Source organism: Paenarthrobacter sp. NEAU-H11, from assembly GCF_050573415.1.
GTDB lineage: Bacteria > Actinomycetota > Actinomycetes > Actinomycetales > Micrococcaceae > Arthrobacter.
The window spans coordinates 237,878-261,555 of record NZ_JBNZGA010000004.1 but is presented as its reverse complement, the minus strand read 5'-3'; the positions used below and the strand labels follow the sequence as shown (position 1 = coordinate 261,555).

Here is a 23,678-nt window from a genome sequence, read left to right as displayed (position 1 = left end):
TCAGCAGGCGCGCTTTATCTGTTGACGAGCCTACCGTCCGCGCCTTCGGCTGGGCGAGGAACCACCCCGGTCGGATTACAACGATTCAGGCAGCGATTTCCGGGTAGCCCGCGTCCTCACGCCGGAGATCCCCGCGTTCTCCGGCCAGGTAAGCCGGCCTGCCCCACTTCAGCACGTAGAACCAGTACGCAGCCAAAACTGCGGCGCCGATGGCAATTTTGGCCCACACCGGCAGTGCACTGGGAGTGACAAATCCTTCCACCAGCCCGGAGACAAACAACACCAGGACCAGGCCAAGGGCCACGGTGATCAGGGACCTGCCTTCCTCGGCCACCGCCCTTCCCCTGGTTCTCGGTCCCGGTGAAACCATCGCCCAGAAGATCCGCAGGCCGGCGGCACAGGCGATGAAGACTGCAGTGAGTTCCATGAGGCCGTGCGGCAGGATGTAGCTGAAGAAGACGTCGGTTTTGCCGGCAGCGGCAAAGATACCGGCGGCGACCCCCACGCCCTGGGCGTTGCTGAACAGGATCATCGGAACCCAGAAGCCGGTGATCCCCAGGGCGACAGCCTGTGCGCTGATCCAGGCGTTGTTGGTCCACACGGCGCCTGCAAAGGACGCAGCCGGGTTCTCGGAATAGTAGTTGATGAAGTCTTCCTCGACGTACTGCCGGGCCGCGGCCTCGGACGCCACTGCCCGCAGCGCTTCCGGTGACGTGCCAATCCAGAGTGCGTACGCCGCACCGATAAGGGCGAAGGCCGTGCCGCAGGCAAGCGTGAGCCAGGTCAGCCGATAGAACGCAGCCGGAAGTGCGACCACGAAGAACCGTGCCAGGTCCGCCATGGGATTGGACCGCGCGCCGGTGAACCGTGTCCTCGCCTGGGCGAGGGTGGCGGACAGCGAGGCGGAGAGCCCGCTTTCGGGGGCAACCGAGCGGATCAGGGACAAGTGCGCGGACGTGGACTGGTACAGCGCCAGCAGTTCATCGGCCTCGCGGCCGCTGAGCCTGCCCTTGGAGGCAAGCTCGTGCAGCCGTGCCCACTTGTCCGCGTTGACAGCGGAAAAGGCGTCCATATCCACGGGACCAGCCTAGCGCTCCGGCACTAGACTGTGAGCGACCACACCGTAAGCCTCGAGAACGGGAAAACCTGTGAGTTCGATTGTCACCGGCGAGGCCGTGGTGCTGGAACTGCGGCCGGCGTCCTTTGCGGCCCGCGCCCTTGGCCTGCTCCTTGATGTTGCCTTCAGCGTCATCCTGCTGGTGGCGATCCTGATTGGCCTGTCCGCTGCCGGTGAGGACCTCGACGAGGCGGCCACGCGCGCCCTGATCCTGGTGGCCGTGGTCTTTTGCCTGGTGATTGTTCCGGTAGGTGTTGAAACGCTCAGCCGCGGCCTGTCCCTGGGGAAGCTGGCCACCGGCCTCCGGGTGGTTCGGGAGGACGGCGGCGCCATCCGTTTCCGGCATGCAGTCATCCGCGGCCTGACCGGATTCCTGGAGATCTACCTGACTTTTGGCGGGATTGCGCTGACCGTTGCGCTCTTCAATGACAAGTCACGCCGGCTGGGTGACCTCATGGCCGGAACCTATGCAGTCCGTACGCGCGTCCCCGTGGAGCAGCCGGTGCCGGTCTTCGTTCCGCACCGGCTGAAAGCGTGGGCAGCCGCCGCCGATATCGGACGGATCCCTGATGCTACGGCCCGCAGGGCTACGCAGTTCCTCCGCCAGGCAGGGCGGATGGCCCCCCTGTCCCGCTCTGAAATGGCCGCGTCCATCGCCACCGAACTGTCCGCCCACGTGGCTCCGCCCCCTCCCGCCGGTACCGGGCCGGACGACTACCTTGCCGCCGTCGTGGCTGAACGCCGCAACCGGGAGCTGACCCGGCTGGCCCAATCGCGCCGCCGCAACACCGAGACGGGCGAGCGGCTGCAGCGGCTGCCTTTCGGCAGCTGACCGTCAGTTGTCGTACTCACTCCACGGAATGTTCCAGTCGCCGAACCCGTCGTCGTGGGCGGCGTAGTCGCCCTCGGTGTTCACGATCTGCACCACATCCCCGGTGCCCATGTTGTCGAAGACCCAGGCAGCGCCGTCGGGAGCGAACCCGATGCAGCCATGCGAGACGTTCGTGTTGCCAATGAACGGAAAGGCCGACTCAAGGGCCTGGTGGATGTAGGCGCCGCTGAGGGTGAGGCGGATGGTGTATTCCACGTCGACGTCACCGTAGTAGGCCGGATCGTCGGGTTTCAGGCCGATGCTCGAGGCCCGGAAGTGGTCGAACCGCTTCTTTTCCATCAGCACGCCATAGCCACGGGCCGACGGGAAGCGCTTGTCCCCCATGCTCACCGGCAGGGTCTTCACCACCTGGTCATTGACGCTCAGCGTGAAGGTGTGCGCGGCGGCGTCGGCAACTGCCACCTTCTTGTCGCCGATCGAGACGTTCACCTTCTTGTTGAAATTGGCAATCTGGCCGTTGCCCAGGTCCACGCCGAAGAGCTTCATATCCATGCTGATGGTGGAGTTGGCGGCCCAGAAGGTCTCTGGCCGGTACCGGACCATGGTGTCGCTGTACCAGTGGAACGCTCCCACCTGGCCGGCGCTGCTGGTGATGGTGATGGCCTTTTCCACGGCTTCGCGGTTGACCACCGGCTCGCTGAAAATGACCTGCAACGGCTGCCCGACGCCGACTTTCATGCCATCAAGCGGGTAGATGGCAGCGTCCGCCTCGTGCGTGCTGGATACCGTGCTGAAGGACTGCGTGGTGCTTGTTTCGCGGCCCGCCTGGTCCTTGACGACATACGTGTAGCTGTAGTCGGTGTTGAACTTGAGCGGTCCGGCCGCAGACCAGCCGGTGCCCGCGGCGTCAATGCGGCCCTCGACGATTTCACCTGAGGTACTGGTCAGGGTGACCCGCTCGATGGTGCCGTTGGTTACCTTCAGCGACACCGGGGCCGCCGGATTTACCTGCTTGGCGCCGCCGGCCGGGACGGCGTCGGACTTGACGGGAGCAATAACCGGCGAGGCAATGCCGGGGGAAGTCCTGATGGCGGATCCCGCCTCGGATTCGATGGCACCCCGGGCGATGCCCGGCGCAACCGCAGCGAAAACGCCACCGATGGCGGCGAGGACACACACGGCCACCACGAGGAGGATTTTCTTCAGGCGTCCCGGACGGCGGGACTGGACTTCGGGCTCCATATGTTTGATCCTAGGCGCAGAAAGTAACGGCCCGGGCGCAGTGGGCGCCCGGGCGCTTTACTTCTTAGTAACGATAATGCTCGGGCTTGTATGGGCCGGCGACGTCAATGTCCAGGTACTCGGCCTGGTCTTTGCTCAGCTCGGTCAGCTCAACGCCCAGGGCATCCAGGTGCAGGCGGGCCACCTTTTCGTCCAGGACCTTGGGCAGCACGTAGACCTGGTTTTCGTATTCGCGTTCGCCTTCGGGCTGGTCCTTCTTGGTCCACAGCTCAATCTGCGCAATGGTCTGGTTGGCAAACGAGTTGCTCATGACGAAGGACGGGTGCCCGGTGGCGTTGCCCAGGTTCAGCAGCCGGCCTTCGGAAAGGACGATGATGGACCGGCTGGCCTCGCCTGTGGCAGGGTCCTCCTCGAAAACCCATTCGTGGACCTGCGGCTTGATTTCGACCTTCTTGATGCCGGGGACCCTCGCGAGCCCCGCCATGTCGATCTCGTTGTCGAAGTGGCCGATGTTGCCCACGATCGCTTTGTTCTTCATGCCGGCCATGTGCTCCGCCATGATGACGTCCTTGTTGCCCGTGGTGGTGATGAAGATGTCACCCTGCGCGAGGACAGACTCCAGCTTGGCCACCTGGTAGCCGTCCATCGCGGCCTGCAACGCGCAGATGGGATCAATTTCGGTAACGATGACCCGCGAACCCTGGCCACGCAGCGCTTCCGCGGCGCCCTTGCCGACGTCGCCGTAGCCGCAGACGACGGCGACCTTGCCGCCCATGAGCACATCCGTGGCGCGGTTGATCCCGTCCGGGAGCGAGTGGCGGATCCCGTATTTGTTGTCGAACTTGCTCTTGGTGACGGAGTCGTTGACGTTGATGGCCGGGAACAGCAGCTTGCCCTGTTCAGCGAGCTGGTACAGGCGGTGCACGCCCGTGGTGGTTTCCTCGCTGACGCCCTTGATGGTGGCAGCCGTCCGGGTCCACTTCTTCGGATCCGCGGCCAGGGAGCGGCGGAGGACCTCAAGGAAGATTCCGTACTCTTCCGAATCAGTGGGATCAGCGGACGGCACGTTGCCCGCTGCCTCGAACTCCACACCCTTGTGCACCAGCATGGTGGCGTCGCCGCCGTCGTCCAGGATCATGTTGGGTCCCAGTTCGGGATTGGACTCCGCGCCCGGCCAGGTAAGGATCTGCTCGGCGGTCCACCAGTACTCTTCGAGGGTTTCGCCTTTCCAGGCGAACACCGGCACACCCTGGGGGTCCTCCACGGTGCCCTTGCCGACCACCACGGCGGCGGCGGCTTCGTCCTGGGTGGAGAAAATATTGCAGGAGGCCCAGCGGACCTCCGCGCCCAGGGCCGTGAGGGTTTCAATCAACACCGCTGTCTGCACTGTCATGTGCAGTGACCCTGCGATCCGGGCGCCCTGGAGCGGCTGGGTGGGCCCAAACTCCTCGCGCAGCGACATAAGCCCCGGCATTTCGTGCTCGGCAAGGCGGATCTGGTGGCGGCCGGCTTCCGCCAGGGAGATGTCGGCAACCTTGTAATCAAAAGTCATGGATGGTCCTTAATTCGTTCCGGAGGCTGAGTCATGTTGGTCAGATCCTGCCGCGGAGGCTGCAGCGAGCAGCTCCGGGGGCAGGAGCAGCGGTATGCCGTCCTCGATGGCGTAGCGGGGCTTGACCCCGGATTCCGCAGCGACGGCGGCAACCAGTTCCTCGCCTTCCTGCACCAGGGGCGAACCGGTCACGGGACAACGCAGGACGGACAGCAGTTCGGGACTGATCTTGGGCATTTATTGGTGCTCCCTGGCGGGCGCGCTCGCGCCGGTAGCGGACTGATGTGCAGCTTCCAGCCTACCGCCACATGGATGTCAGGAGGGTTCACGCAGGACGCGCAAGTGTCCCCTGCGGGTGCCTTCGGCGCCGGCCGGCGCCTCAAGGGCTGAATGGGGGCCGCGCTGCGCCGGCGGCTGCTTCGCCTGGTTGGGCAGGGCCGCAGCATCCCGGACGGCATTCGCAAGGGCGAGCAGGTCATCAGGGCCGGGCTGCTGGGGAGTCGACGGCATCGCCAGCCGCAGGACCTCCCAGCCCCGCGGGACCGTCAGGGAGCCTGCGTGCTGCTCGCACAAATCGTAACAATGCGGCTCGGCGTACGTGGCCAGCGGACCGAGGACTGCTGTGGAGTCTGCATAGACGTACGTCAGGGTGGCCACCGCTGACTGGCGGCAGGCAGATCTTGAACACTGACGGATAGCTCCCACGACATCACAGACTACTCCGTATCGCGGCCAAAACGGCGCATTGCTACCCCGGGGCCGCCGCGTCCGTGCCCCGGGCAGAATGTATCGCGTAAATGTTCCGCCGGGTTTACAGTCAATGTATGCAGTCATCGAACCAGAAATCCGGTTTCACGGTCCGGTTGGCTGATCCGGATGCCCGCAGGGATCCAGGGACCGGCTCACCGGGCAAGAGCTTCGCAATGCGCCGGCGCAACCGCCACGGGCGCGGGCTCCGCGGGGAAGTGGTGCTCCCGACCCATCCCGGCTACCGGACCCGCTCGGACCGCTTTGATGACATGGTGATGGATTCCGCCCAACGGCTTCACGACATCTGGGGCAAGACGCTGGACGGGGTCCGGTTTGGCGTGGACGAGATCCCCCCGGACCTGGAGCAGCTGGCAGCCAGCACTTCCCCCGCTCCCATGGGCTCCTATACTCCCGCTGCGGACGGGGAAGGACCCATGATTACCGTGTACCGGCGCGTGGTGGAACAGGCGAGCCCCGGCCCGGAAGAGCTCCAGGACCTGATCCACGATGTCGTTGTGGAGCACACCGCCGAGATGCTCGGAGTGGCTCCGGAGACACTGGACCCGGTCTACCGCCGCCGGTACTGAACCGGCCGCAGCGGCTGTGCGGCCGGCCTAGTGGCTGAGCGTCACGGGCACTGTTTCCTGGCCGGCGGCGGCCGCCAGGAATGCCAGCGTTGAGACGTCGTTCCTGCCATCCTGCTGAACCAGCACAGCGCCGTACGCGGCATCTCCGGATGCGGAAACTACGTAGCCCACGACGCCGACGTCCTCAACCTTGTCCGGCACCGCTATGGAAGACGTGGTTCCGCCGGCAATATCGGCGGTGGACGGGGTCCGGACTTTGCCGTCCGATGTGATGGCGGAATAGGTGATGGTGGCCCTGGCGTCCAGGGCGCCGAAGATCAGGCTGCGGCTCCCGCCCTGGGGAACCGGAACCACGTGCTGGCTGCCCAGCCTCACCCCTGACGCTGCCCAGGCGACGTCCGACGGCCGGTCTTCCTGGAGCCCCCGGGTGATCCGCGTGGCGGCGACGAACGAGACATCCGAGGACGCTGCCACCGTGTACTGCCCGGCGGGGACACCAGCGAGCGAGACTTCGGTGACGGCGCCTGCCTTTGCCGTAATGACACCCCCGGAGGGCAGGGCCTTTTGGCCGTCCCGGCCGTAGAGCTTGACCTCCACCACTGCGTCCGACGGCCCCGGAACCGTCAGCTGAAGTGCCGGGCCGGCATCCCCATACCCTGGCTTCCCGGTCAGCTGGGCCAGCCCGGCGGGGTCCTGGATGTCCACGCCCGTCATCACCTGGCGCACAGCGGGAGCTGCTCCCGGCGCAATGAAGTCCACTCCCCCGGGGGTAAGGCCGCGCAGTACGCCCTGTTGGATCACGGCCGCGACGGGACCGCCGGCGCTGCGGATGTGGACACTGAGCTGCGGCTCCCCGGGCGCAAGGCCTGCGAGGACCACGGATCGGGAGGTGCCCGGAGCGACAAGCAGGCCGCGGCTGCCAGGCGCCTGGATCTGCCCTTGGGCGCCAAAAAGTTCCAGGCTTACGGTCGCCGGCGTGGTGGAGGCATTTGTCAGCACCAGCACGGACGCCCGGCCCACGGTTGTGCTCGCCCCTGCAAGCCACTGGTCGTTGGAGGGCGGCTGGCAGTTGGATGCTGCGGTGCCCTGGAGATCCCCGTCTGTGGCAGTGAACTTCATCACCGCTGCGGCCGATGCCTTCTGGTTTGCCAAGGCGTCGGCGCTCAGTACGCTGGCCTTTTCCACAGGACGGGCTGCCACCACTCCGGCCAGGAGTTCCTGGGGCGAACCGGCAGGAGCAGCCTGGCCGGGCTCCTTGGAAATTTCGACGGCGGTTGTCCCGTCCAGCTGCGACAGCCGGCTTGCCGGCAGCACTCCAGCCGAGCCGAGGACCGCCGCTGTGACAGAAGTGGCGGCCGTAGCGGACACCGGACTGAACTGGGGATCAGTTCCTGCCTCGGTGCCTTCCAGCAGCCGGGCCGGTCCCGGGCACACGCCCAGGCTCGTCCCGGCGGGAACAGCTACTGCCGGGGCGGCCACCGCACGGCTGGAATCCGCCTGTGGCAGGAGGGATCCACCCGCTACCACTGCCCCTGCTCCGGCGAGGATCACTGCTGCCGAAGCGAGCCCCGCCAGCGCCGCTTTGCGTCCCTGTACTGAAGCCCGCCGGGACGAACGATGGTCAGTGTCCGAGGTGCTTTCGGCGCCCGTTGCGCTTTGCGCCCCGCCGGAGGCCAGGGCTTCCGGCGCTTCAGCGGGCGGAGTGTGCTCATGCATTCTGGTGTTCCTTACGCAGGGAGCCCTCGTCCCGTGAAAGGCCGGTCCGTGTCCTCCGGGCGGGCATCGGGATGGCGAGCAGGACCGTCAGGCCAATCACCGTGACCTGCGCTACGGCCGTCCACAGCGCCCAAGGGTTCTCATAGCGGATGGTCAACTGTCCTCCGGAGGCAGGGAGCGTGAAGGCCTGGGCCCAGCCCGAGGTGGTTGCCGTGAGCCTGCGGCCGTCGATCCAGGCGCTCCAGCCCGGATCCGCGCGTTCTGCCAGGACCACAAGGCGCCCTTCCGGGCCGGCACCCACGGGGGCGTCGACGTCCGTGTAGGCGGAGGGAACCAAGCCGATGGAAGCACCGCTTGCGTCCACGATCCGCACCCGGTGCGCAACATCGGCAGCCTGCAGTACCGGCTGGTTCAGCGGGGTGATCCGCCAGAGCCATCCCACGTCGGTCTGGCCTACCGCCACAAGTCCGGGTACAGCATCCATCCTGCTGGCTGTCAGTTGCGCCGCGGTGTCCGCTGAGCGCAGCACAATGAACCCGACGCCGAGCTGCTCGAGGTCGTTCCGCGGGTCCACGCCCTGGCCTGCAACAAGGGTGGCCACCACGCGGCGGACGGCGGCGGCGACGTCATCATCCTCGCGTACTGACTCTGCCCCCGGCGCACCGATGATGTTCCGTGCGGACGCAATGGCCGAGAAACTGTCCAAGGTGGTACCGGCGCCCCGCATCAGGGTCGCATCGAAAGTGCCGTTGTCCCGTGTACTGATCAGCAGGGTGCGGGTCTGCTCCGGCCCCGTGCCGCGGTCGATCGCGGTAGCCGGGAGGGTCCGCGGGGTGGCAGGCTCCACCAGGCGGGGAGCTCCGAGCGCGTCGGCGTCGTCGGCAACGCCCGTTGCCGTGGCACCGGCGCCCGCCGGGCCCGTCCCCGCGGCGGCAGTCGCAGGGCGAAGCAGGTTCTGGGCGGACCAGGCCGCCATTCCCGCCAAGGGGCCGGCCAGCAGGAGGACCATGCTGACGGCAGCAACTGACCGCAGGGCAGTCCTGTGCTTGGTGGTGCTGCTGGCCACAGCTTTGTCGGTCATGGCCAGGAGTTGTTCGGCACCCAGGATGCCTGCGGCCAGGAGTGCGAAGGCCGCGGCTGAGACGGCCGGCCCGGTGAAGGGGGTCACCATCGTTTCCGCGCTCAGTCCGGTGGCCACGTGGCCTGCCAGCCAGCCGCCTGCCAAGGCAATGATGCCGGCCACCCAGAAACACCTCACTGTCCTGGCGCGGTGTCCGGGGACCAGCAGCCCGGCAACGGCCAGGGCGAGCACCGGGACCGCCCCCAGGAGCGCCAGCAGCAAGGCCCAGGGGAATGGGCCGCCGGTGAAGTGGGGAAGCCCCTCAAGGCCGCCCTGCGGATCAAACTGCAGCGGCTGTCCCAGCAGCTGCTGCCACAAAGGTGCAGCGTCAAAGGCCAGCGGCGGGCCGGGATCCGCCAGCAACGCCCTCGGCCTGTCGAGCACGGAGATGCCGAAGGGAATGAAAAGGGCCGCGGCGGGCAGCAGGGCCCACCAGACCGTGCGCCCGCGGCGGCCGAGCAGGAGGCCGCAGAGCACGATGACCACGGCGGCCGGAGCCAGGAGCGACGGTGCCGACGCGGCAACAACGGCCAATGTAAGGCCCGCGGCCGCGGCAGCGGTCCAGGACGGCGTGCCGTTGATGCCGGGCCGGGCCGGCGGCCTGTCGCCGAGGCGGCCGTCGGCAGGGGCAGGCAGTGTGAAGCGGCCGTGCCCTATTGCAGAGCCGGTGGCCCGCAGCAGCGCAAGGACCAGCAAGGGAAGCATGATGTGGGCAACCAGTGCGCCGGCCCGGCCCTGGTTAAGCGCCACCTGGAGGGCAGGGGCGGCAGCCCAAAAGACCGCTGCGGCCAGCCGCAGGCGGCGCCGGACTGTCAGGCCTCCCGCAGCGAACCACGCCGTCAGCCCGGACAGCGGAGTTGCGAGCAGCAGCAGCCAGGCGATGGCAGGGTTGGCGTCGCCCCCGCCGAGTACGCCCAGGATCCACAGGACGTATCCAAAGGGGTCTCCCCGCCCGGGCAATCCTGCGCCGAGCGTGATCCACCAGCTTGAGGCGTGGTGCCACAGATCGCCGAGCTCGCCGGAAACGGGAATGAGGGCGCCACCGGTTACGGCGTCGGCACGGAAAAGTCCCGTAAGGGCCAGCATCGACGCGACGGATGCGATGATGACGGTGGCCAGGGCGCCGTTGCCCACCCAACCGCGTTTTGAGGTGGCAAGGGCCGCGAAGTCGTCCGACGCATCCCCCGTGGGTTGGTGCGCCAGTGGATCCTGCTCGAGGTCATCGGCAGGTGAATTGTCCGAGCCGAGCGCCTCCATCAGGGACCGGCGGTGGCTCCAGACCTCGCGTCTGGGCGTTTGGAGCTTGCGGATCACCGACCTGCGGATCCGGCGGGTTTGGCGGGCGCTGCGTCGGGCCTTGGCCACGGCGCGCGGCCTGCCGAGGGCGGCGCAGGTAGCAACCAGCTGGGACAAGCCGTGGCCGGGGTCTTTTACCAGAATGCTGAGCACCAGCTTGAACAGGCTGCCCAGGAGGGCCCCTGTTCCATGGACGGGTACCATCCACAGCGGCGAGTGTTTCAGGCGCAGATGGACCTGGGCTTTCCGGGCGGCTGCGGCGTTGCCCAGCGCGTGCGGCCGGTGCGCGACGTGGAACATCCTGGCCGCGGGCACCACCACAACGCGGTGCCCTGCCAGCCGGTTGCGCCAGCAGAAGTCGACGTCATCGCCGCTGCCGGGCAGGGCGGGATCGAAACCGCCCAGCTGCTCCCAGATGTCGCGGCGAACCAGCATTCCGGCGGAATTGACCGCAAAGGTGTCACTGCGTCCGTCGTACTGTCCCTGGTCCAGTTCGTCTGCGTCGATCAGGGTGAGCCGTTCGGCCCACCGGCTGGTGGACAGGCCGACGTCGATCAACTTGCGTCCGGCGTCCCAGTCCAGCTGCTTGCAGCCGGCTACGGTGACGGAAGGCGCGCGTTCGACGGCGCTGAGCAGCTCGGCGAGGGCCTGCGGTGCGGGTGCTGCATCGTCATGAAGCAGCCAGATCCACTCGGCCTTGCCGCCTGCATCGCTTCCGCGCCATGGCGCCAGTTCAGCCAGGCCGGCCAGCACCGCCGCCCCCATGCCGCCTTTACCCCGCTGCTGGCTGACGACGTGGGCCGTGCCCAGGGCCTGCTGGAGAAGGGCCTTGGAATCATCCCGGGAGCCGGTGTCGACGCCAATGGCGTAGTCCACGGGCCGGGTCTGGTCCGCTAGGGCTGCGAGGGTTCTGGGCAGATAGGCACTGCCGTTGTGGGCGACCACAACGGCAGTGACATGGACATCCTGGTGAATTAGATTGCTCGCTTCCTAAGCCGCCGGCGCTCGCGCTCGGAAAGGCCTCCCCAAATGCCAAACCGTTCGTCGTTCGCCAACGCGTACTCCAGGCATTGCGAACGCACGTTGCAGGCCCCGCAAACCTTTTTTGCGTCGCGGGTGGAGCCGCCTTTTTCAGGGAAGAATGCCTCGGGGTCAGTTTGGGCGCACAACGCGTCTGTTTGCCAGCCCAGCTCGCCCTCGTCGTCGAAATCCTGCTGGAAAGGCAGTCCGATCCATACGGGCTGGGTGGCGCCTCCTGCGGCAAGCTCCATGGGAGGGTCGAGTTCATCCTCCGGCTCGGCGCCGCCGTCCAGCAGGGCCTCGTGCGCGGCGAGGAAGGCAGTGGCCTGGTCCTCAAGGGCGCCCCCGGCGTTCCTGTTGTACCGCTCGGCGGCATGGGGGTCGGCCGGGTCAACGTACCAGTCGCTCGGCACCCCCCGCGCGCGGTATTTTGCCGTTGCCTGGCCGGCCACGACGGCATCTTCCTGGATACGCTCTGCTTGCCCCATGGCGACCCTCCTGATGTTGCAGCCCCTGCCTGGATACGTGGCACTCGGTTGTGTGCCGGCATTTACGCAGTTGCCTTTAGTTATCTAATTACACGTGTGTAACTTGGGCGAGTCAAGCCGCTGCCGGATAATAATCACTCTGGATCACGAATAAGGCGTACGCCACGCCCGGTAATTTATTACGACCGCGCGGTGCAGAAGTCCGGCAGCCCGAACCGACGGCCCTGAACCCTCAAATTCACCGCCGTTTGCCGGAAAATAGCCGCAATCCCAAGAAATAGCAAGCACGCTGAGCATCTGGTGTGAGATATCTCACGCCGTGTTACGGGACGGGCCCTTGTGCGCTGCGCCGGCGGAGGCCGGCAAACCGTGGTCCAAAGACCTTCGCCGGTGGCAGGATGTAGCCATGACCAACCCGGCAGCCGACCTCATGGCAACCCTTCGTTCAGGCAACTCCACCGCCCCGCGCCTCACCTGGTACGGCCCCGGCGACGAGCGCGTCGAGTTATCCGGCCGGGTGCTGGACAACTGGGTTGCCAAGACCAGCAACCTGCTTCAGGACGAACTGGACGCCGCCCCCGGCATGCGGCTCGGCCTGGAACTGCCGGCGCACTGGAAGTCGATGGTCTGGGCACTTGCCGCCTGGCAGCTCGGGATGCAGACGGTCCTTGACGGCAGCTCGGCGGATTACCTGGTCACCGCCGATCCGGGAACAGTCGAGGGAAGGTACGACGCCGTCATCGCCGTCGCGCTGCCTGCGCTGGCCATGCGCTGGCCGGGTGAGCTGGGCACTGGCTATATCGACTACGCGGCGGAAGTCCGCTCCCACGGCGACGTGTTCATGGCCCACGCCGAAGCTGATCCTTCAGGCTGCGCGATCGTGGCCAGCGACGGCCGGCGCCACCTTCACCGGGACCTGCTCGACGGCTTCGCGGCACCCCATGAAGAGGGCGTGCGGCTGCACATCCCTGCCGGGAACGGCCTCGAGGCTGCCCTGTCAAACGCCCTCGGCGCCTGGCGGCGCGACGGCTCGGTGGTGGTAACCCACCCGGACGTGCAGCTGACGGACAAACTGCTCGCAGCGGAACGCATCCACGGCAGCTGAGCTGCCGGGCCGGCTAAGCCTTGCCCTGGCCTTCGGCCGAGGTTTCCCGCTCGACGGCGACGGCGTGCTCCGTGGTGCGGCGGTCGTGCTCCTTGGCGTGGTGGTGCAGCTCGATGAGCTCGTGGTCGTGGGAAAACTCCGGCTCCTGGTCCAGTTCCTGGTTGAACACCAGGAACCGGTAGGCGAAGAAGCGGACAACAGTGGCTACCAGGATGCCTACTATTCCAGCGAAGAACAGCATGTTCTTGTCCGTCACGCCCATACCGTACTTGGCGAGCGCCGTGAAGCCGGTGGAGATGCCGATGCCGATCCCGTTGATGAGGACGAACATCAGGAATTCCCGGAGCACGTTGGCCTGCCGACGGTGCCGGAAGGTCCAGAGCCGGTTGGCAATCCAGGAGAACACCGTGGCCACCGAGGCGCCGACAAACCTTGCCTTGGCCTCGCTGTCGGTCATGGGGCCGTGCATGAGGTAGTAGGTCAGGCCGTTGTCGATGACGAACGCAACGCCGCCAACAGCTCCGAATTTGGCTACTTCACGCCAAAAAAGGGACGCGAGCCCCCGGATACGGTCTGCAAGTGCGGTAAACATGGCCCTCCATGGCTGTCTGAAATGTGGGCCATCGGGCCAGACGCCTATTTTAGCCCCCAAACCTGCGTGGCAGCCTCCCCAACCTGCGCCGGGGCCTTCGGCGGCCGAAACACTCCTGCCCGCCGCGGACCGGAAACGTGGGATACCGGGCGGTCTTCGGTAGGCTGGCAATGTGACTTTTCCAGTAATAGGCGTGGTGGGCGGCGGCCAGCTTGCCCGCATGATGGCCCCGGCCGCAACCGCACTTGGCTTTGAACTACGCGTCCTTGCCGAAGGTGACGATGTCTCCGCTGTCTCGGCGGTGCCGTCCTCGCCCGTGGGTGACTACAAGGACCTGCAGACCCTCCTGGACTTCGCAGAAGGCCTGGACGTCATGACCTTTGACCATGAGCACGTCCCAACGGCCCACCTTCGTGCCCTGCAGGATGCCGGCGTCAATATCCAGCCCGGACCCGACGCGCTCGTCAACGCCCAGGACAAGCTGGTAATGCGTGCAGCCATCGACCGTCTGGAACTTCCCAATCCTGCCTGGGCCGCCGTGAAGGATGTGGCCGGCCTCGTCAGCTTCGGGGAACAAACCGGCTGGCCGGTTGTGCTGAAGATGCCGCGCGGCGGCTACGACGGCAAGGGTGTCCGCATGGTGGGCTCGGCGGAAGAGGCTGCGGACACAGAGGAATGGTTTGACGCCATGAGCCCCCTCCTCGCCGAGGCCAAAGTCGAGTTCACGCGGGAACTGTCTGCGTTGGTGGCACGGACGCCCGACGGCGAGGCCCGGGCATGGCCCGTGGTGCACACCATCCAGGTGGACGGCGTGTGTGACGAGGTCATAGCGCCCGCGCTGGATATCCCCGTGGAGGTTGCCGCGGCAGCGGAAGACGCCGCACTGCGGATTGCCGGCGAGCTGGGAGTGACGGGCGTGCTGGCCGTTGAACTCTTCGAGACGCCGGGCTCCGGGGCAGGGTTCCTGATCAACGAACTCGCCATGCGCCCCCATAACACCGGCCACTGGACGCAGGACGGCTCGGTGACCAGCCAGTTCGAGCAGCACCTCCGGGCGGTACTGAACCTTCCCCTTGGCGCCACCGATGTCCTTGCACCGGTTGTGGTGATGAAGAACTTCCTGGGCGGCGAGAACCAGGACCTGTATTCCGCCTTCCCGCTGGCGCTTGCCAGCGAACCTGCCGCGAAGGTGCATTGCTACGGCAAGTCCGTCCGGCCCGGCCGCAAGATCGGCCACGTGAACCTGGTGGGTTCATCAACCGCGGACGTCGAGTCCGTTCGCCGCCGTGCCACCATGGTGGCCAACATCATCCGCGACGGGCGGGTGGCGGCGGAGGAAACGCCAAGCACTTTCGAGGAGAACGCATGAGCGCCCAAGCCACACCAGCCACCGCTTCGGAGACAGCGCCCCTGGTAGGCCTGGTCATGGGCTCCGACTCGGACTGGCCTGTCATGGAAGCCGCCGCGGACGCGCTGGCGGAGTTCGGCATTCCGTTCGAAGCCGACGTCGTGTCAGCCCACCGCATGCCTACGGAAATGATCCGCTACGGGCAGACGGCCCATGAGCGGGGCCTGAGGGTCATCATTGCCGGCGCCGGGGGCGCGGCCCACCTGCCGGGCATGCTGGCCAGCGTTACGCCGCTTCCGGTCATCGGCGTGCCTGTCCCCCTGAAAACCCTGGACGGCATGGACTCACTCCTGTCCATCGTCCAGATGCCGGCCGGCGTTCCGGTGGCTACCGTTTCAATCGCCGGGGCACGCAACGCGGGACTCCTGGCGGTGCGGATACTGGCAGCCGGCACGGACGAGCTTGCCGCATCGCTTCGCGCAGACCTCCTTGATTTCGCCGCGGACCTCAACGCCGTCGCAACCCGCAAGGGTGCGAACCTGCGGCAAAAGGTCAGCGAAGTCTTCGCCGAAGGCAACGGCGCCCTGCGGGGCAGCCGCTAGGGCGGCGCGTATGTCCAGCAGCAAGCTGCATGACTCCGCTCCCGGCGGCGCAATGACAGACCCCGTCCGGTACCCGGTCAGCGCCTCTCCGCACGTCCGCACCAAGCGGGCCTTCGTGCTTGTCCTCCTGACTCTCCTGGTCCCGGGCAGTGCCCAGATTGTGGCCGGCGACCGCAGGCTGGGCCGCGCCGCACTGGCCGTAACGCTCTCCGTCTGGGCAGTGCTGGCGCTCACCCTGCTCCTGCTGCTCCTCAACCGGCCCCTCCTGATCAACATCATCACCAACCCCTTCGCCTCCCTGGCGATCGTGATCCTGCTGGTAGCGCTGGCCGTCGGCTGGGCGGCACTGTTCATCAACACCCTGCGGCTGATCCGCCCCGTACTGCTGGAGCCCTCGGTACGGCCCGCCGTCGGGTTTGCCCTGGTACTGGCCCTGGTCCTCGGGAGCGGGTCGCTCGGCTACGCCGCCTACCTCCTCAATGTGGGCCGTAACGCGATCGGCAACATTTTTTCTGCCGGGCCCGCTATCGACCCCGTGGACGGGCGCTACAACTTCCTGATGATGGGCGGCGACGCCGGTGAGGACCGTACCGGACGGCGTCCGGACAGCCTCTCCGTGCTGAGCGTTGACGCCGAAACCGGCCAGACCGCCATCATTTCCGTCCCCCGCAACTTCCAGAACGCGCAGTTCAGCAAAGACTCGCCGATGCGGGAGATCTATCCCGACGGCTACAACTGCGGCGACGAATGCCTGATCAATGCCATTAACACCGAAGTCACCAACCAGCATGCGGACCTTTACCCGGGGGTGGCCGATCCAGGCGCGCAGGCAACCATGGAAGCCGTCTCCGGAACGCTGGGAATGACAATCCAGGCCTATGTCCTGGTGGACATGGAGGGCTTTGCCACGCTCATCGACGCCATGGGCGGCATCAAGATCAAGGCCGGCGGCTGGGTACCCATGAGCGGCTACTTCGACGATTACAGCCAAACCCACGGCATGCCCCTCGGGTGGATCCCGGCCGGAGAGCAGACACTCGACGGCAACCAGGCGCTCTGGTACGGACGGTCACGCGAGTATGTGGATGACTACGCCCGCATCCAGCGCCAGCAATGCGTCCAGCAGGCCATGCTGAAGCAACTGGACCCGGCCACGCTGCTGGCCAAGTTCGAAGACATCGCCAACGCGGGCACCCAGGTTGTGGAATCCAACATTTCCTCCTCCCAGCTTGGCAGCTTCCTGGACCTCGCGATCAAGGCGAAGGGCCAGGACGTCAAGCGGCTTACGATCGGCCCCCCGGACTTCGACGCCTCCTTCTCCACCGTCCCGGACTTCGACCAGATCCACCAGCGCGTGGACCAGTTGCTGGCGTCGGCCTCCGCCAAGGGCGCCCAGTCGGCAGGAATTCCCGACGACGCCATGGCCGTCCCGAAGACGGGCGCCGGGCACATCCAGGCGGCCGGGGCCTCCCCCGCCGCCCTGCCGGCCGGCGGCCGCGCCCCGCAGCAGCCCACGCCGTCGGACTTCACCCCGGTGACCACAACCCCCGACGGCGAGCCGATCACCGAAGAGATGCTGAACCAGCTCAAGCGCAATGGCGATGAAGAAACCATCCGCCAGCTCGTGGCCACCAACGGCCAGTGCGCCCCGCTCTAGCGGCCAACCCACCAAGGAACGGAACGGTTTTGTACCAGATTGACAACGTCCTCCGGGATTACGCCTGGGGTTCGACGACGGCCATCGCCGCCCTCCTGGGACGCCCGGAATCCGGCGGCCCCGAAGCGGAACTGTGGATCGGCGCGCACCCCGATTCCCCGTCGGTTGCCCGCGTTCCCGAGGACGGTTCGGCGACTACGGGCCTGGACGCCCTGATCTCGCGCGATCCGGAGCATTTCCTTGGCGCGGACTCCGTGGCCCGCTTTGGTCCGCGGCTGCCGTTCCTGGCCAAGATCCTGGCGGCAGCCCAGCCACTGTCCCTGCAGGTCCATCCGAGCCTGGAGCAGGCACGGGCGGGGTTTGCGCGGGAAAACGCAGCGGGCCTGGCTCCGGATGCACCCAACCGGAACTACCGCGACGACAACCACAAGCCGGAGATGATTCTCGCCCTGACGCCGTTTGAGGCGCTGTGCGGTTTCCGTCCGGCAGCCCGGACCGCGGACATCCTGCAGCATGTTGCGGCCGCCTTCGACTCCGTGGAGGGCGGGGCTCCCGCGCTGGTCAATGGGCTGCTTGCGGACCTCCAGTCCCCCGATGAAAGCACGGGCCTGCGGAAGGCCTTCGAGCGCCTGATCAGCGGCGGCCAGCCCGTGGCTGATGCTACTGCGCTGGTGGTCGCTGCGCTCCTCTCCGGAGCGCCCCTTGCCCCCTACGAGGCCGAACTCAACACAGTGATCAGCCTGAACGAAAAGTACCCCGGCGATCCCGGGGTCCTGATCTCCCTGCTGCTGAACCGCATTTCGCTGGCACCGGGTGAGGCGGTATACCTCCCCGCCGGAAACGTCCATGCCTACCTGCACGGCCTGGGCGTGGAGGTCATGGCATCCTCCGACAATGTCCTGCGCGGCGGCCTCACCCCCAAGTTCGTGGATGTGCCCGAACTCCTGCGGACTGTCGACTTCCAGCCAGTGGCCGTGCCCAGGCTCGCGGCCGAAAGGACGGTCCTGGACCAGGAACTGTTCCGCCCGCCGTTCGAGGAATTCCAGCTCCAGCGCATCGAGCTCTCACCCGGCGCGGGACCGGTACCGCTGGCACAGTCCGGCGCGGCCGTGGTCATTGTTGTGGCCGGCAACATCTACCTGGATTCGCCCAAGGGCGACCTGGAGCTCTCCCGGGGCGGCAGCGCCTTCCTGGCCGCAGCCGAGGCTCCGGTCAACGTTCACCCGGTGGCAGGGAGCACGGAACCTGCGCTTGCTTTCGCCGTGACCACGGGCCTTTAGCAGGCTGCGCCCCGCGGCTTACTGGCGGCATGGGCAATGGGCGACGGCGGCACCCGCCCGGGTGCCGCCGTCGCCCTTTGCCTGCCGGGGCTAGCTGCCCGGGCGCAGCTTCTTGAGTACGGGCCGGACCCTGCCGGCAGCAGCCTTCAGCAGCCGCCGGCCGGTCTGCAGCCCGCGCCGCGCCAGTGGCATGGCCTGGGCATAGGCCGGGTAGAACGGCGAAAGCGGTTTTTCCCAGGTGCCCAGCAGCATGTTCTCGTGCTTGGCGAACTGCTTCTTGAAGTCGGAGATGCCGTCGTTGAGCAGCCCGTTGAAGTCGTAGCGGGAGCATCCGTCCTCGCGCATCGCCTGCAGCGCCGCCCATTTCACGCCGTAGTTGACGCGCTGCTTCTGCCCCTCGCCGGACACGCCGCCGTAGAGCTCGAAGGCGGTGGCGCCGCTCCTGGCGAGCCAGACAAACGCCAGCAGCTGCTCGCCGTCGAACGCCCCGATGATCGGCGAGCCGTCCGCCATGTTCTTGAAGATGTCCCGGTAGTACTGGTCCTCGTGGATCCCGAAACCGGCCCGGTCCGCGGTCTCGTGGTAGACGGCCAGTACCTGCTCAAGTTCGGCGTCGTTCTTCACTTTGCGGAACTCAACGTCGCTGCGCATGGCCTTGCGGATGTTGGCCCGGGTGGACTTGGACATGTCCGCCATGAGCTCGTCATCGGTCCTGGTGAGGTCAAGGATCAGGGTCCGCGGGATGAGCACCGTATTGCTGGATGACCGGAACCCGGCGGCCGCCACTGCACCGGCGAAAACTGAATCCTGGTCCCAGTCCGGTTCGATGCTCAGGGCCACTCCCCGGTGGCGGACGGCGGCATGGCGGGCCAGGCTGTTGAGGACCGCCTGCGCATTCTCCGGTGCGCACATGGGGCCACGGGGAATGTACACCAGCGCACGGAACGGAAGGGGAAGGCGCCGGACCAGCAGCTGGGCGCAGCCAATGGTGTTCCCGCCGTCATTGATGAGCACACGGTCCACGGACCAGCCGTGCATGGCCTTGGTCTCGCCCCACCCCCAGAGCTGTTGGGGATGTCCCTGAAACCGGTCAACGTGGTCGTCCCAGAGGGCGCGGTCAGTACAGGGCACAACAGCAGGAATCATGGCTTCAACCCTATACCAACGGCTTAAACGCCAGGCCCCCGGAACGCGGTGCGCTCCGGGGGCCTGGGATCACAACGCGGCCGGGGTCAGCTCTTGCGGGCGTAGCCTTCCCACTTGTCAGCCCGGTGCTCGCCGTCAACGAAGCGGATGGTGCCGGACTTGGAACGCATGACGATGGACTGGGTGAGGACCCTGTCCTTGGAGTAGCGGACACCCTTGAGGAGGTCGCCGTCGGTGATGCCGGTGGCGGCAAAGTAGCAGTTGTCACTGGAGACGAGGTCGTTGGTGGACAGGACCCGCTCGAGGTCGTGGCCGGCGTCGATGGCCTTCTGCTTCTCTTCGTCGCTGGTGGGCCACAGGCGGCCCTGGATGACACCGCCGAGGGACTTGATGGCGCAGGCGGCCACGATGCCCTCCGGGGTCCCGCCGATGCCCATCAGTGCGTCGACGCCGGTGCCCGAGCGGGCGGCCGCGATGGCGCCTGCCACGTCGCCGTCCATGATGAACTTGGTGCGCGCGCCTGCCTGCCGGATTTCCTCCACCAGCGGCTTGTGGCGGTCACGGTCGAGGATCATGACGTTGAGCTGGTTGACCTTGACGCCCTTGGCCTTCGCGATCAGGTGGAGGTTCTGCTTGACCGGGAGGCGGAGGTCCACCATGTCAGCGGCTTCCGGGCCAGTGACGAGCTTCTCCATGTAGAACACGGCGGAGGGGTCGAACATGGAGCCGCGCTCTGCCACTGCCAGGACGGCGAGGGCGTTGTTGATGCCCAGCGCGGTCAGCCTGGTTCCATCGATGGGGTCAACTGCCACATCGCATTCGGGCCCCGTACCGTCGCCGACGCGTTCGCCGTTGAAGAGCATGGGAGCTTCGTCTTTTTCGCCTTCACCGATGACCACGACACCGTTGAAGTGGACGGTCTGCAGGAAGGAGCGCATGGCGTCAACGGCGGCACCGTCAGCCTTGTTCTTGTCGCCGAAGCCAACCCAGTGACCGCCGGCGATTGCGGCTGCTTCGGTGACGCGGACGAGCTCGAGGGCAAGGTTCCGGTCCGGCTCATCATTGCCCACCGCCAGGGACGGGGAGAGCGTGGAGTACTTCTGGGTCATGGACGCTGGTGACACGTGAACCTCTTCTTCGAGTGGCGATCATTGAACCCACCCCGCCGGTGCAGCAGGGCGGTGATTCCTCTGATATCGATCATAGTCGCGGCACCGCCTTCGGAGCGGCGGATGACGCAACACCGCAATGTGCCAGGAGGCCGTGCCAGGGAGCCCGCGGAGGCCAAATGGAAGTTGACTGCCGCCATGGGCGACTATAGAGGGGTGAATGACATGCAGGAAAAGACCACCCCCAGTCCCGAGCCGCACGGATCCGGAGGCAGCAGCGTGTCCGGCGCCACGGCAGGACAGGGGCAGGTCAAGCCCGTCATTCCGGCGGCAGCCGCCAAGCGCGCCAACGCCTCGGTGATTGGAATGGTCATCGCCCTGGTGGTGAGCATCGCCGCGTTCCTGCCCATCATCCTCATGAATCCGCTCCCCAAAAGCGAGGGCTACCGTCCGAACATCGATGTGGGAGCCACCGCACGCAACGCCACGGATGTGGCGGGATTCACACCCGTGGCCCCGGACACCGGCAATACTTTCCGGCCGAACTACGCCCGGTGGGAAGCCGGAACCGGCAGCGGTGTCCCCACCTGGGAAGTGGGCTACCTGACGCCCAGGGAGTCCTTCATCAGCCTGGTCCAGACCAGGAGCGCCAACCCCACCTGGCTACTTCAGCAAACCAGGAACGCGCCTGTCACCGGCTCCCGGAACGCCGGCGGGCAGGACTGGCAGCTTCGGGACACCGGCAAGGGCGAAAAGTCCCTGGTGCTGGACTACCGCGGCACCACCGTTGTCCTGTCCGGGGAGGCCCAGCTGGACGAGATCGCCGTGCTGGCGGACGCCGTCGTCAGGTCCCTGGAAAGCAACCCGGCTGTCACAGTTTCACCCTCCGCGCCTGCCGCACCGTAAGGTAGGCGCGTGGCTACCTATCTGACTCCTGCACTCGCCTGGCGCCGTCTGCGCGAAGGCAATGAACGATTCGTTAACGGTGAGACCTCGCACCCCAACCAGGATGCGTCACGGCGGTCGTCCCTCGTGGAGAACCAGCACCCCTTCGCCGTCATCTTCGGTTGCTCCGACTCGCGGCTCGCCGCAGAGATCATCTTCGATGTGGGTCTCGGCGACGTCTTTGTCGTCAGGACGGCCGGCCAGGTCATTGACGACGCCGTCCTGGGCTCGCTGGAATACAGCGTGGCAGTGCTGGGGGTGCCCTTGATCGTGATCCTGGGGCACGACAGCTGCGGGGCCGTCAGCGCCACGAAGTCCGCGGTGGAAACCGGAGAGATGCCGACAGGTTTCATCCGGGACCTGGTGGAACGGATTACGCCGTCGGTCCTCACCTCCCTGCGCAATGACGAAACCGAAGTCAATGACATGGTGGTGGAACACGTCAAGCAGACATCGCAGCGCCTCGTGGACAGCTCCCGTGTGATTTCCGACGCAATCGGCTCGGGCAAGACCGCGGTCATCGGCCTCTCGTACAGCCTGGCCGAAGGCCGCGCCAACCTGGTTTCCGGAATCGGCGAGCACTAGGAGCTTCCCAAAACTGCCGCGGCGGTGGGCCTGTAGCAAGCAGTTCACGGTTTTCGATGCGGCGCCCGTGCGTCCTAAGCTAGCCCCATGACTTCCACTGAAGAGTTCCGCATTGAACATGACACGATGGGCGAAGTCCGCGTCCCCGTGAACGCACTGTACCGCGCGCAGACGCAGCGGGCAGTGGAGAACTTCCCCATTTCCGGCAAGACCCTGGAACGTGCGCACATTGAAGCACTGGCCCGGGTCAAGAAGGCTGCCGCCCAGGCCAACGCTGAACTGGGTGTGCTCGACGGCGAGCTGGCCAAGGCGATCGCAGATGCAGCCGATGAGGTGGCCGCCGGCAAGTATGACGGCGACTTCCCCATCGACGTCTTCCAGACGGGCTCCGGCACGTCCTCGAACATGAACACCAACGAGGTCATCGCCGAGCTCGCCTCGCGCGCCCTCAAGGCCGCCGGCAGTGACAAGGTTGTCCACCCGAACGACCACGTCAACGCCTCACAGTCCTCCAACGACGTCTTCCCCACATCGGTCCATGTCGCCGCCACCTCGGCCCTGATCAACGACCTCATTCCGGCCCTCGGCTACCTTGCCGAGTCCCTGGAGCGGAAGGCTGTCGAGTTCAAGGACGTCGTCAAGTCCGGCCGCACCCACCTGATGGACGCCACCCCGGTGATGCTGGGCCAGGAGTTCGGCGGCTACGCCGCGCAGGTCCGCTACGGCATCGAGCGGATCAACGCCTCGCTCCCCCGCGTCGCTGAGGTTCCGCTCGGCGGCACGGCCGTGGGCACCGGCATCAACACCCCGGCGGGCTTCCCGGAGCGCGTCATCGAACTGCTGGCAACCGACACGGGGCTTCCCCTGACGGAGGCCCGCGACCACTTCGAGGCCCAGGCCAACCGCGACGGCCTGATCGAGGCGTCCAGCCAGCTGCGCAACATCGCGATCTCGTTCATGAAGATCAACAACGATCTCCGCTGGATGGGCTCGGGCCCCAACACGGGCCTTGGCGAAATCGCCATCCCGGACCTGCAGCCGGGTTCCTCGATCATGCCGGGCAAGGTCAACCCGGTCATCTGCGAGGCATCCATCATGGTGGCGGCACAGGTCATCGGCAACGACACCGCCATCGCCTGGTCCGGCACCAACGGCGCGTTCGAGCTTAACGTCGGCATCCCGGTCATGGCGTCCAACCTGCTGGAATCCATCCGCCTGCTCGCCAACACCAGCCGCGTCATGGCGGACAAGATGATTGACGGCATCACCGCGAACGTGGAGCGCGCCCGCTTCCTGGCCGAGGCCTCACCGTCCATCGTGACCCCGCTGAACAAGTACATCGGCTACGAGAACGCGGCCAAGATCGCCAAGACGGCCGTGGCTGAGGGCCTTACCGTGCGCCAGGCAACCGAGAAGCTGGGCTTCGTCGGGGACGGCGAGGGCAAGGTGTCCGAAGCCGATCTGGACAAGGCACTGGATGTCACCACCATGACGGCTCCGGCCCACAAGGCCTAGGTCCCCTTCCCTGCCAGGTCCGCCTGGCGGGGGCAAGCACGACGGCGGCCGCCCACCTTCCCAGCGAAGGCGGG

The 23,678-nt window shown here is 66.5% G+C and carries 21 protein-coding genes; 10 read left to right on the top strand and 11 right to left on the bottom strand.

What is annotated here, in order from left to right:
- Positions 1-85: 85 nt before the first annotated feature.
- Positions 86-1,078, bottom strand: coding sequence for a stage II sporulation protein M (locus ACQ3DC_RS07650; RefSeq protein ID WP_321215746.1), 993 nt, complete (start codon positions 1,076-1,078; stop codon positions 86-88).
- A gap of 70 nt (positions 1,079-1,148) precedes the next feature.
- Between ACQ3DC_RS07650 and ACQ3DC_RS07645 the strand changes: the two genes are divergently transcribed.
- Positions 1,149-1,949, top strand: coding sequence for an RDD family protein (locus ACQ3DC_RS07645; protein WP_321215745.1), 801 nt, complete (start codon positions 1,149-1,151; stop codon positions 1,947-1,949).
- 3 nt (positions 1,950-1,952) lie between these two features.
- Here ACQ3DC_RS07645 and ACQ3DC_RS07640 read toward each other — a convergent pair whose 3' ends face one another.
- From ACQ3DC_RS07640 to ACQ3DC_RS07625, 4 genes are all read right to left on the bottom strand, one after another.
- Positions 1,953-3,191, bottom strand: a complete 1,239-nt coding sequence (locus ACQ3DC_RS07640) for a L,D-transpeptidase (RefSeq protein WP_157238715.1) — start codon at positions 3,189-3,191, stop codon at positions 1,953-1,955.
- A gap of 64 nt (positions 3,192-3,255) precedes the next feature.
- Positions 3,256-4,743 (bottom strand): adenosylhomocysteinase, encoded by a 1,488-nt coding sequence (ahcY, locus tag ACQ3DC_RS07635; protein WP_323056219.1) that lies wholly within the window; start codon positions 4,741-4,743, stop codon positions 3,256-3,258.
- A gap of 9 nt (positions 4,744-4,752) precedes the next feature.
- Complete coding sequence (locus tag ACQ3DC_RS07630) at positions 4,753-4,980, bottom strand: Trm112 family protein (protein ID WP_104997233.1); 228 nt, start codon at positions 4,978-4,980, stop codon at positions 4,753-4,755.
- 78 nt (positions 4,981-5,058) lie between these two features.
- The gene (locus tag ACQ3DC_RS07625; protein WP_321215743.1) at positions 5,059-5,448 is read right to left on the bottom strand and encodes a DUF3499 domain-containing protein; all 390 of its coding nucleotides are present in this window, start codon (positions 5,446-5,448) and stop codon (positions 5,059-5,061) included.
- Between the two features lie 119 nt (positions 5,449-5,567).
- Here ACQ3DC_RS07625 and ACQ3DC_RS07620 point away from each other — a divergent pair, with 119 nt between their 5' ends.
- The gene (locus ACQ3DC_RS07620) at positions 5,568-6,080 is read left to right on the top strand and encodes a metallopeptidase family protein (RefSeq protein ID WP_157238717.1); all 513 of its coding nucleotides are present in this window, start codon (positions 5,568-5,570) and stop codon (positions 6,078-6,080) included.
- A gap of 27 nt (positions 6,081-6,107) precedes the next feature.
- Here ACQ3DC_RS07620 and ACQ3DC_RS07615 read toward each other — a convergent pair whose 3' ends face one another.
- From ACQ3DC_RS07615 to ACQ3DC_RS07605, 3 genes are read right to left on the bottom strand one after another with little or no spacing between them, the layout of a single operon-like run.
- On the bottom strand, positions 6,108-7,796 hold the full coding sequence (locus ACQ3DC_RS07615; RefSeq protein WP_157238718.1) for a DUF5719 family protein: 1,689 nt from the start codon (positions 7,794-7,796) through the stop codon (positions 6,108-6,110).
- The gene (locus ACQ3DC_RS07610; RefSeq protein ID WP_430751943.1) at positions 7,789-11,157 is read right to left on the bottom strand and encodes a glycosyltransferase family 2 protein; all 3,369 of its coding nucleotides are present in this window, start codon (positions 11,155-11,157) and stop codon (positions 7,789-7,791) included. The genes ACQ3DC_RS07615 and ACQ3DC_RS07610 overlap by 8 nt, the downstream gene beginning before the upstream one ends.
- Positions 11,158-11,186: 29 nt before the next feature.
- Positions 11,187-11,720, bottom strand: a complete 534-nt coding sequence (locus tag ACQ3DC_RS07605; RefSeq protein ID WP_157238719.1) for a WhiB family transcriptional regulator — start codon at positions 11,718-11,720, stop codon at positions 11,187-11,189.
- Positions 11,721-12,126: 406 nt separating this feature from the next.
- Between ACQ3DC_RS07605 and ACQ3DC_RS07600 the strand changes: the two genes are divergently transcribed.
- The gene (locus ACQ3DC_RS07600) at positions 12,127-12,825 is read left to right on the top strand and encodes a TIGR03089 family protein (protein WP_157238720.1); all 699 of its coding nucleotides are present in this window, start codon (positions 12,127-12,129) and stop codon (positions 12,823-12,825) included.
- A 13-nt stretch (positions 12,826-12,838) separates the two neighbouring features.
- Here the strand turns inward: ACQ3DC_RS07600 and ACQ3DC_RS07595 are convergent, their stop codons facing one another.
- Positions 12,839-13,417 carry a GtrA family protein gene (locus ACQ3DC_RS07595; protein ID WP_157238721.1) on the bottom strand — a complete coding sequence of 193 codons (579 nt, stop codon included), beginning with the start codon at positions 13,415-13,417 and terminating at the stop codon, positions 12,839-12,841.
- Positions 13,418-13,637: 220 nt separating this feature from the next.
- Between ACQ3DC_RS07595 and ACQ3DC_RS07590 the strand changes: the two genes are divergently transcribed.
- Genes ACQ3DC_RS07590 through manA form a run of 4 tightly spaced genes read left to right on the top strand, consistent with a single transcriptional unit; the run spans position 13,638 to position 18,304 of the window.
- The gene (locus tag ACQ3DC_RS07590) at positions 13,638-14,786 is read left to right on the top strand and encodes a 5-(carboxyamino)imidazole ribonucleotide synthase (protein WP_157242612.1); all 1,149 of its coding nucleotides are present in this window, start codon (positions 13,638-13,640) and stop codon (positions 14,784-14,786) included.
- Positions 14,783-15,367 carry a 5-(carboxyamino)imidazole ribonucleotide mutase gene (gene purE, locus ACQ3DC_RS07585; protein ID WP_157238722.1) on the top strand — a complete coding sequence of 195 codons (585 nt, stop codon included), beginning with the start codon at positions 14,783-14,785 and terminating at the stop codon, positions 15,365-15,367. Before ACQ3DC_RS07590 ends, purE begins: the two co-directional genes overlap by 4 nt.
- 10 nt (positions 15,368-15,377) lie before the next feature.
- A complete protein-coding gene (locus tag ACQ3DC_RS07580; protein WP_430751942.1) occupies positions 15,378-17,024 on the top strand; it encodes an LCP family protein in 1,647 nt (548 codons plus the stop codon).
- A 29-nt stretch (positions 17,025-17,053) separates the two neighbouring features.
- A complete protein-coding gene (manA, locus tag ACQ3DC_RS07575) occupies positions 17,054-18,304 on the top strand; it encodes a mannose-6-phosphate isomerase, class I (protein ID WP_430751941.1) in 1,251 nt (416 codons plus the stop codon).
- Between the two features lie 90 nt (positions 18,305-18,394).
- Here the strand turns inward: manA and ACQ3DC_RS07570 are convergent, their stop codons facing one another.
- Both ACQ3DC_RS07570 and glpX read right to left on the bottom strand, forming a co-directional pair.
- Positions 18,395-19,450, bottom strand: a complete 1,056-nt coding sequence (locus ACQ3DC_RS07570; protein ID WP_321215737.1) for a lipid II:glycine glycyltransferase FemX — start codon at positions 19,448-19,450, stop codon at positions 18,395-18,397.
- A gap of 86 nt (positions 19,451-19,536) precedes the next feature.
- The gene (gene glpX, locus ACQ3DC_RS07565) at positions 19,537-20,559 is read right to left on the bottom strand and encodes a class II fructose-bisphosphatase (protein WP_157242613.1); all 1,023 of its coding nucleotides are present in this window, start codon (positions 20,557-20,559) and stop codon (positions 19,537-19,539) included.
- Positions 20,560-20,757: 198 nt separating this feature from the next.
- Between glpX and ACQ3DC_RS07560 the strand changes: the two genes are divergently transcribed.
- From ACQ3DC_RS07560 to ACQ3DC_RS07550, 3 genes are all read left to right on the top strand, one after another.
- Positions 20,758-21,465 carry a DUF4245 domain-containing protein gene (locus ACQ3DC_RS07560; RefSeq protein WP_197432394.1) on the top strand — a complete coding sequence of 236 codons (708 nt, stop codon included), beginning with the start codon at positions 20,758-20,760 and terminating at the stop codon, positions 21,463-21,465.
- 9 nt (positions 21,466-21,474) lie between these two features.
- Positions 21,475-22,089, top strand: coding sequence for a carbonic anhydrase (locus ACQ3DC_RS07555; RefSeq protein ID WP_321215736.1), 615 nt, complete (start codon positions 21,475-21,477; stop codon positions 22,087-22,089).
- Between the two features lie 87 nt (positions 22,090-22,176).
- Positions 22,177-23,604, top strand: coding sequence for a class II fumarate hydratase (locus ACQ3DC_RS07550; protein WP_091418460.1), 1,428 nt, complete (start codon positions 22,177-22,179; stop codon positions 23,602-23,604).
- The last annotated feature ends 74 nt before the right edge of the window (positions 23,605-23,678 follow it).

Excerpts from the sequence above, each read along its gene's own strand:
- ACQ3DC_RS07615 (WP_157238718.1), bottom strand. The coding sequence starts at position 7,796 with ATGCATGAGCACACTCCGCCCGCTGAAGCGCCGGAAGCCCTGGCCTCC.
- ACQ3DC_RS07600 (WP_157238720.1), top strand. The coding sequence starts at position 12,127 with ATGACCAACCCGGCAGCCGACCTCATGGCAACCCTTCGTTCAGGCAAC.
- ahcY (WP_323056219.1), bottom strand. The coding sequence starts at position 4,743 with ATGACTTTTGATTACAAGGTTGCCGACATCTCCCTGGCGGAAGCCGGC.
- ACQ3DC_RS07595 (WP_157238721.1), bottom strand. The coding sequence starts at position 13,417 with ATGTTTACCGCACTTGCAGACCGTATCCGGGGGCTCGCGTCCCTTTTT.
- ACQ3DC_RS07570 (WP_321215737.1), bottom strand. The coding sequence starts at position 19,450 with ATGATTCCTGCTGTTGTGCCCTGTACTGACCGCGCCCTCTGGGACGAC.
- ACQ3DC_RS07580 (WP_430751942.1), top strand. The coding sequence starts at position 15,378 with ATGTCCAGCAGCAAGCTGCATGACTCCGCTCCCGGCGGCGCAATGACA.
- ACQ3DC_RS07640 (WP_157238715.1), bottom strand. The coding sequence starts at position 3,191 with ATGGAGCCCGAAGTCCAGTCCCGCCGTCCGGGACGCCTGAAGAAAATC.
- ACQ3DC_RS07620 (WP_157238717.1), top strand. The coding sequence starts at position 5,568 with ATGCAGTCATCGAACCAGAAATCCGGTTTCACGGTCCGGTTGGCTGAT.
- ACQ3DC_RS07605 (WP_157238719.1), bottom strand. The coding sequence starts at position 11,720 with ATGGGGCAAGCAGAGCGTATCCAGGAAGATGCCGTCGTGGCCGGCCAG.
- glpX (WP_157242613.1), bottom strand. The coding sequence starts at position 20,559 with ATGACCCAGAAGTACTCCACGCTCTCCCCGTCCCTGGCGGTGGGCAAT.
- ACQ3DC_RS07630 (WP_104997233.1), bottom strand. The coding sequence starts at position 4,980 with ATGCCCAAGATCAGTCCCGAACTGCTGTCCGTCCTGCGTTGTCCCGTG.
- purE (WP_157238722.1), top strand. The coding sequence starts at position 14,783 with ATGAGCGCCCAAGCCACACCAGCCACCGCTTCGGAGACAGCGCCCCTG.
- ACQ3DC_RS07590 (WP_157242612.1), top strand. The coding sequence starts at position 13,638 with ATGATGGCCCCGGCCGCAACCGCACTTGGCTTTGAACTACGCGTCCTT.
- ACQ3DC_RS07560 (WP_197432394.1), top strand. The coding sequence starts at position 20,758 with ATGGGCGACTATAGAGGGGTGAATGACATGCAGGAAAAGACCACCCCC.
- ACQ3DC_RS07550 (WP_091418460.1), top strand. The coding sequence starts at position 22,177 with ATGACTTCCACTGAAGAGTTCCGCATTGAACATGACACGATGGGCGAA.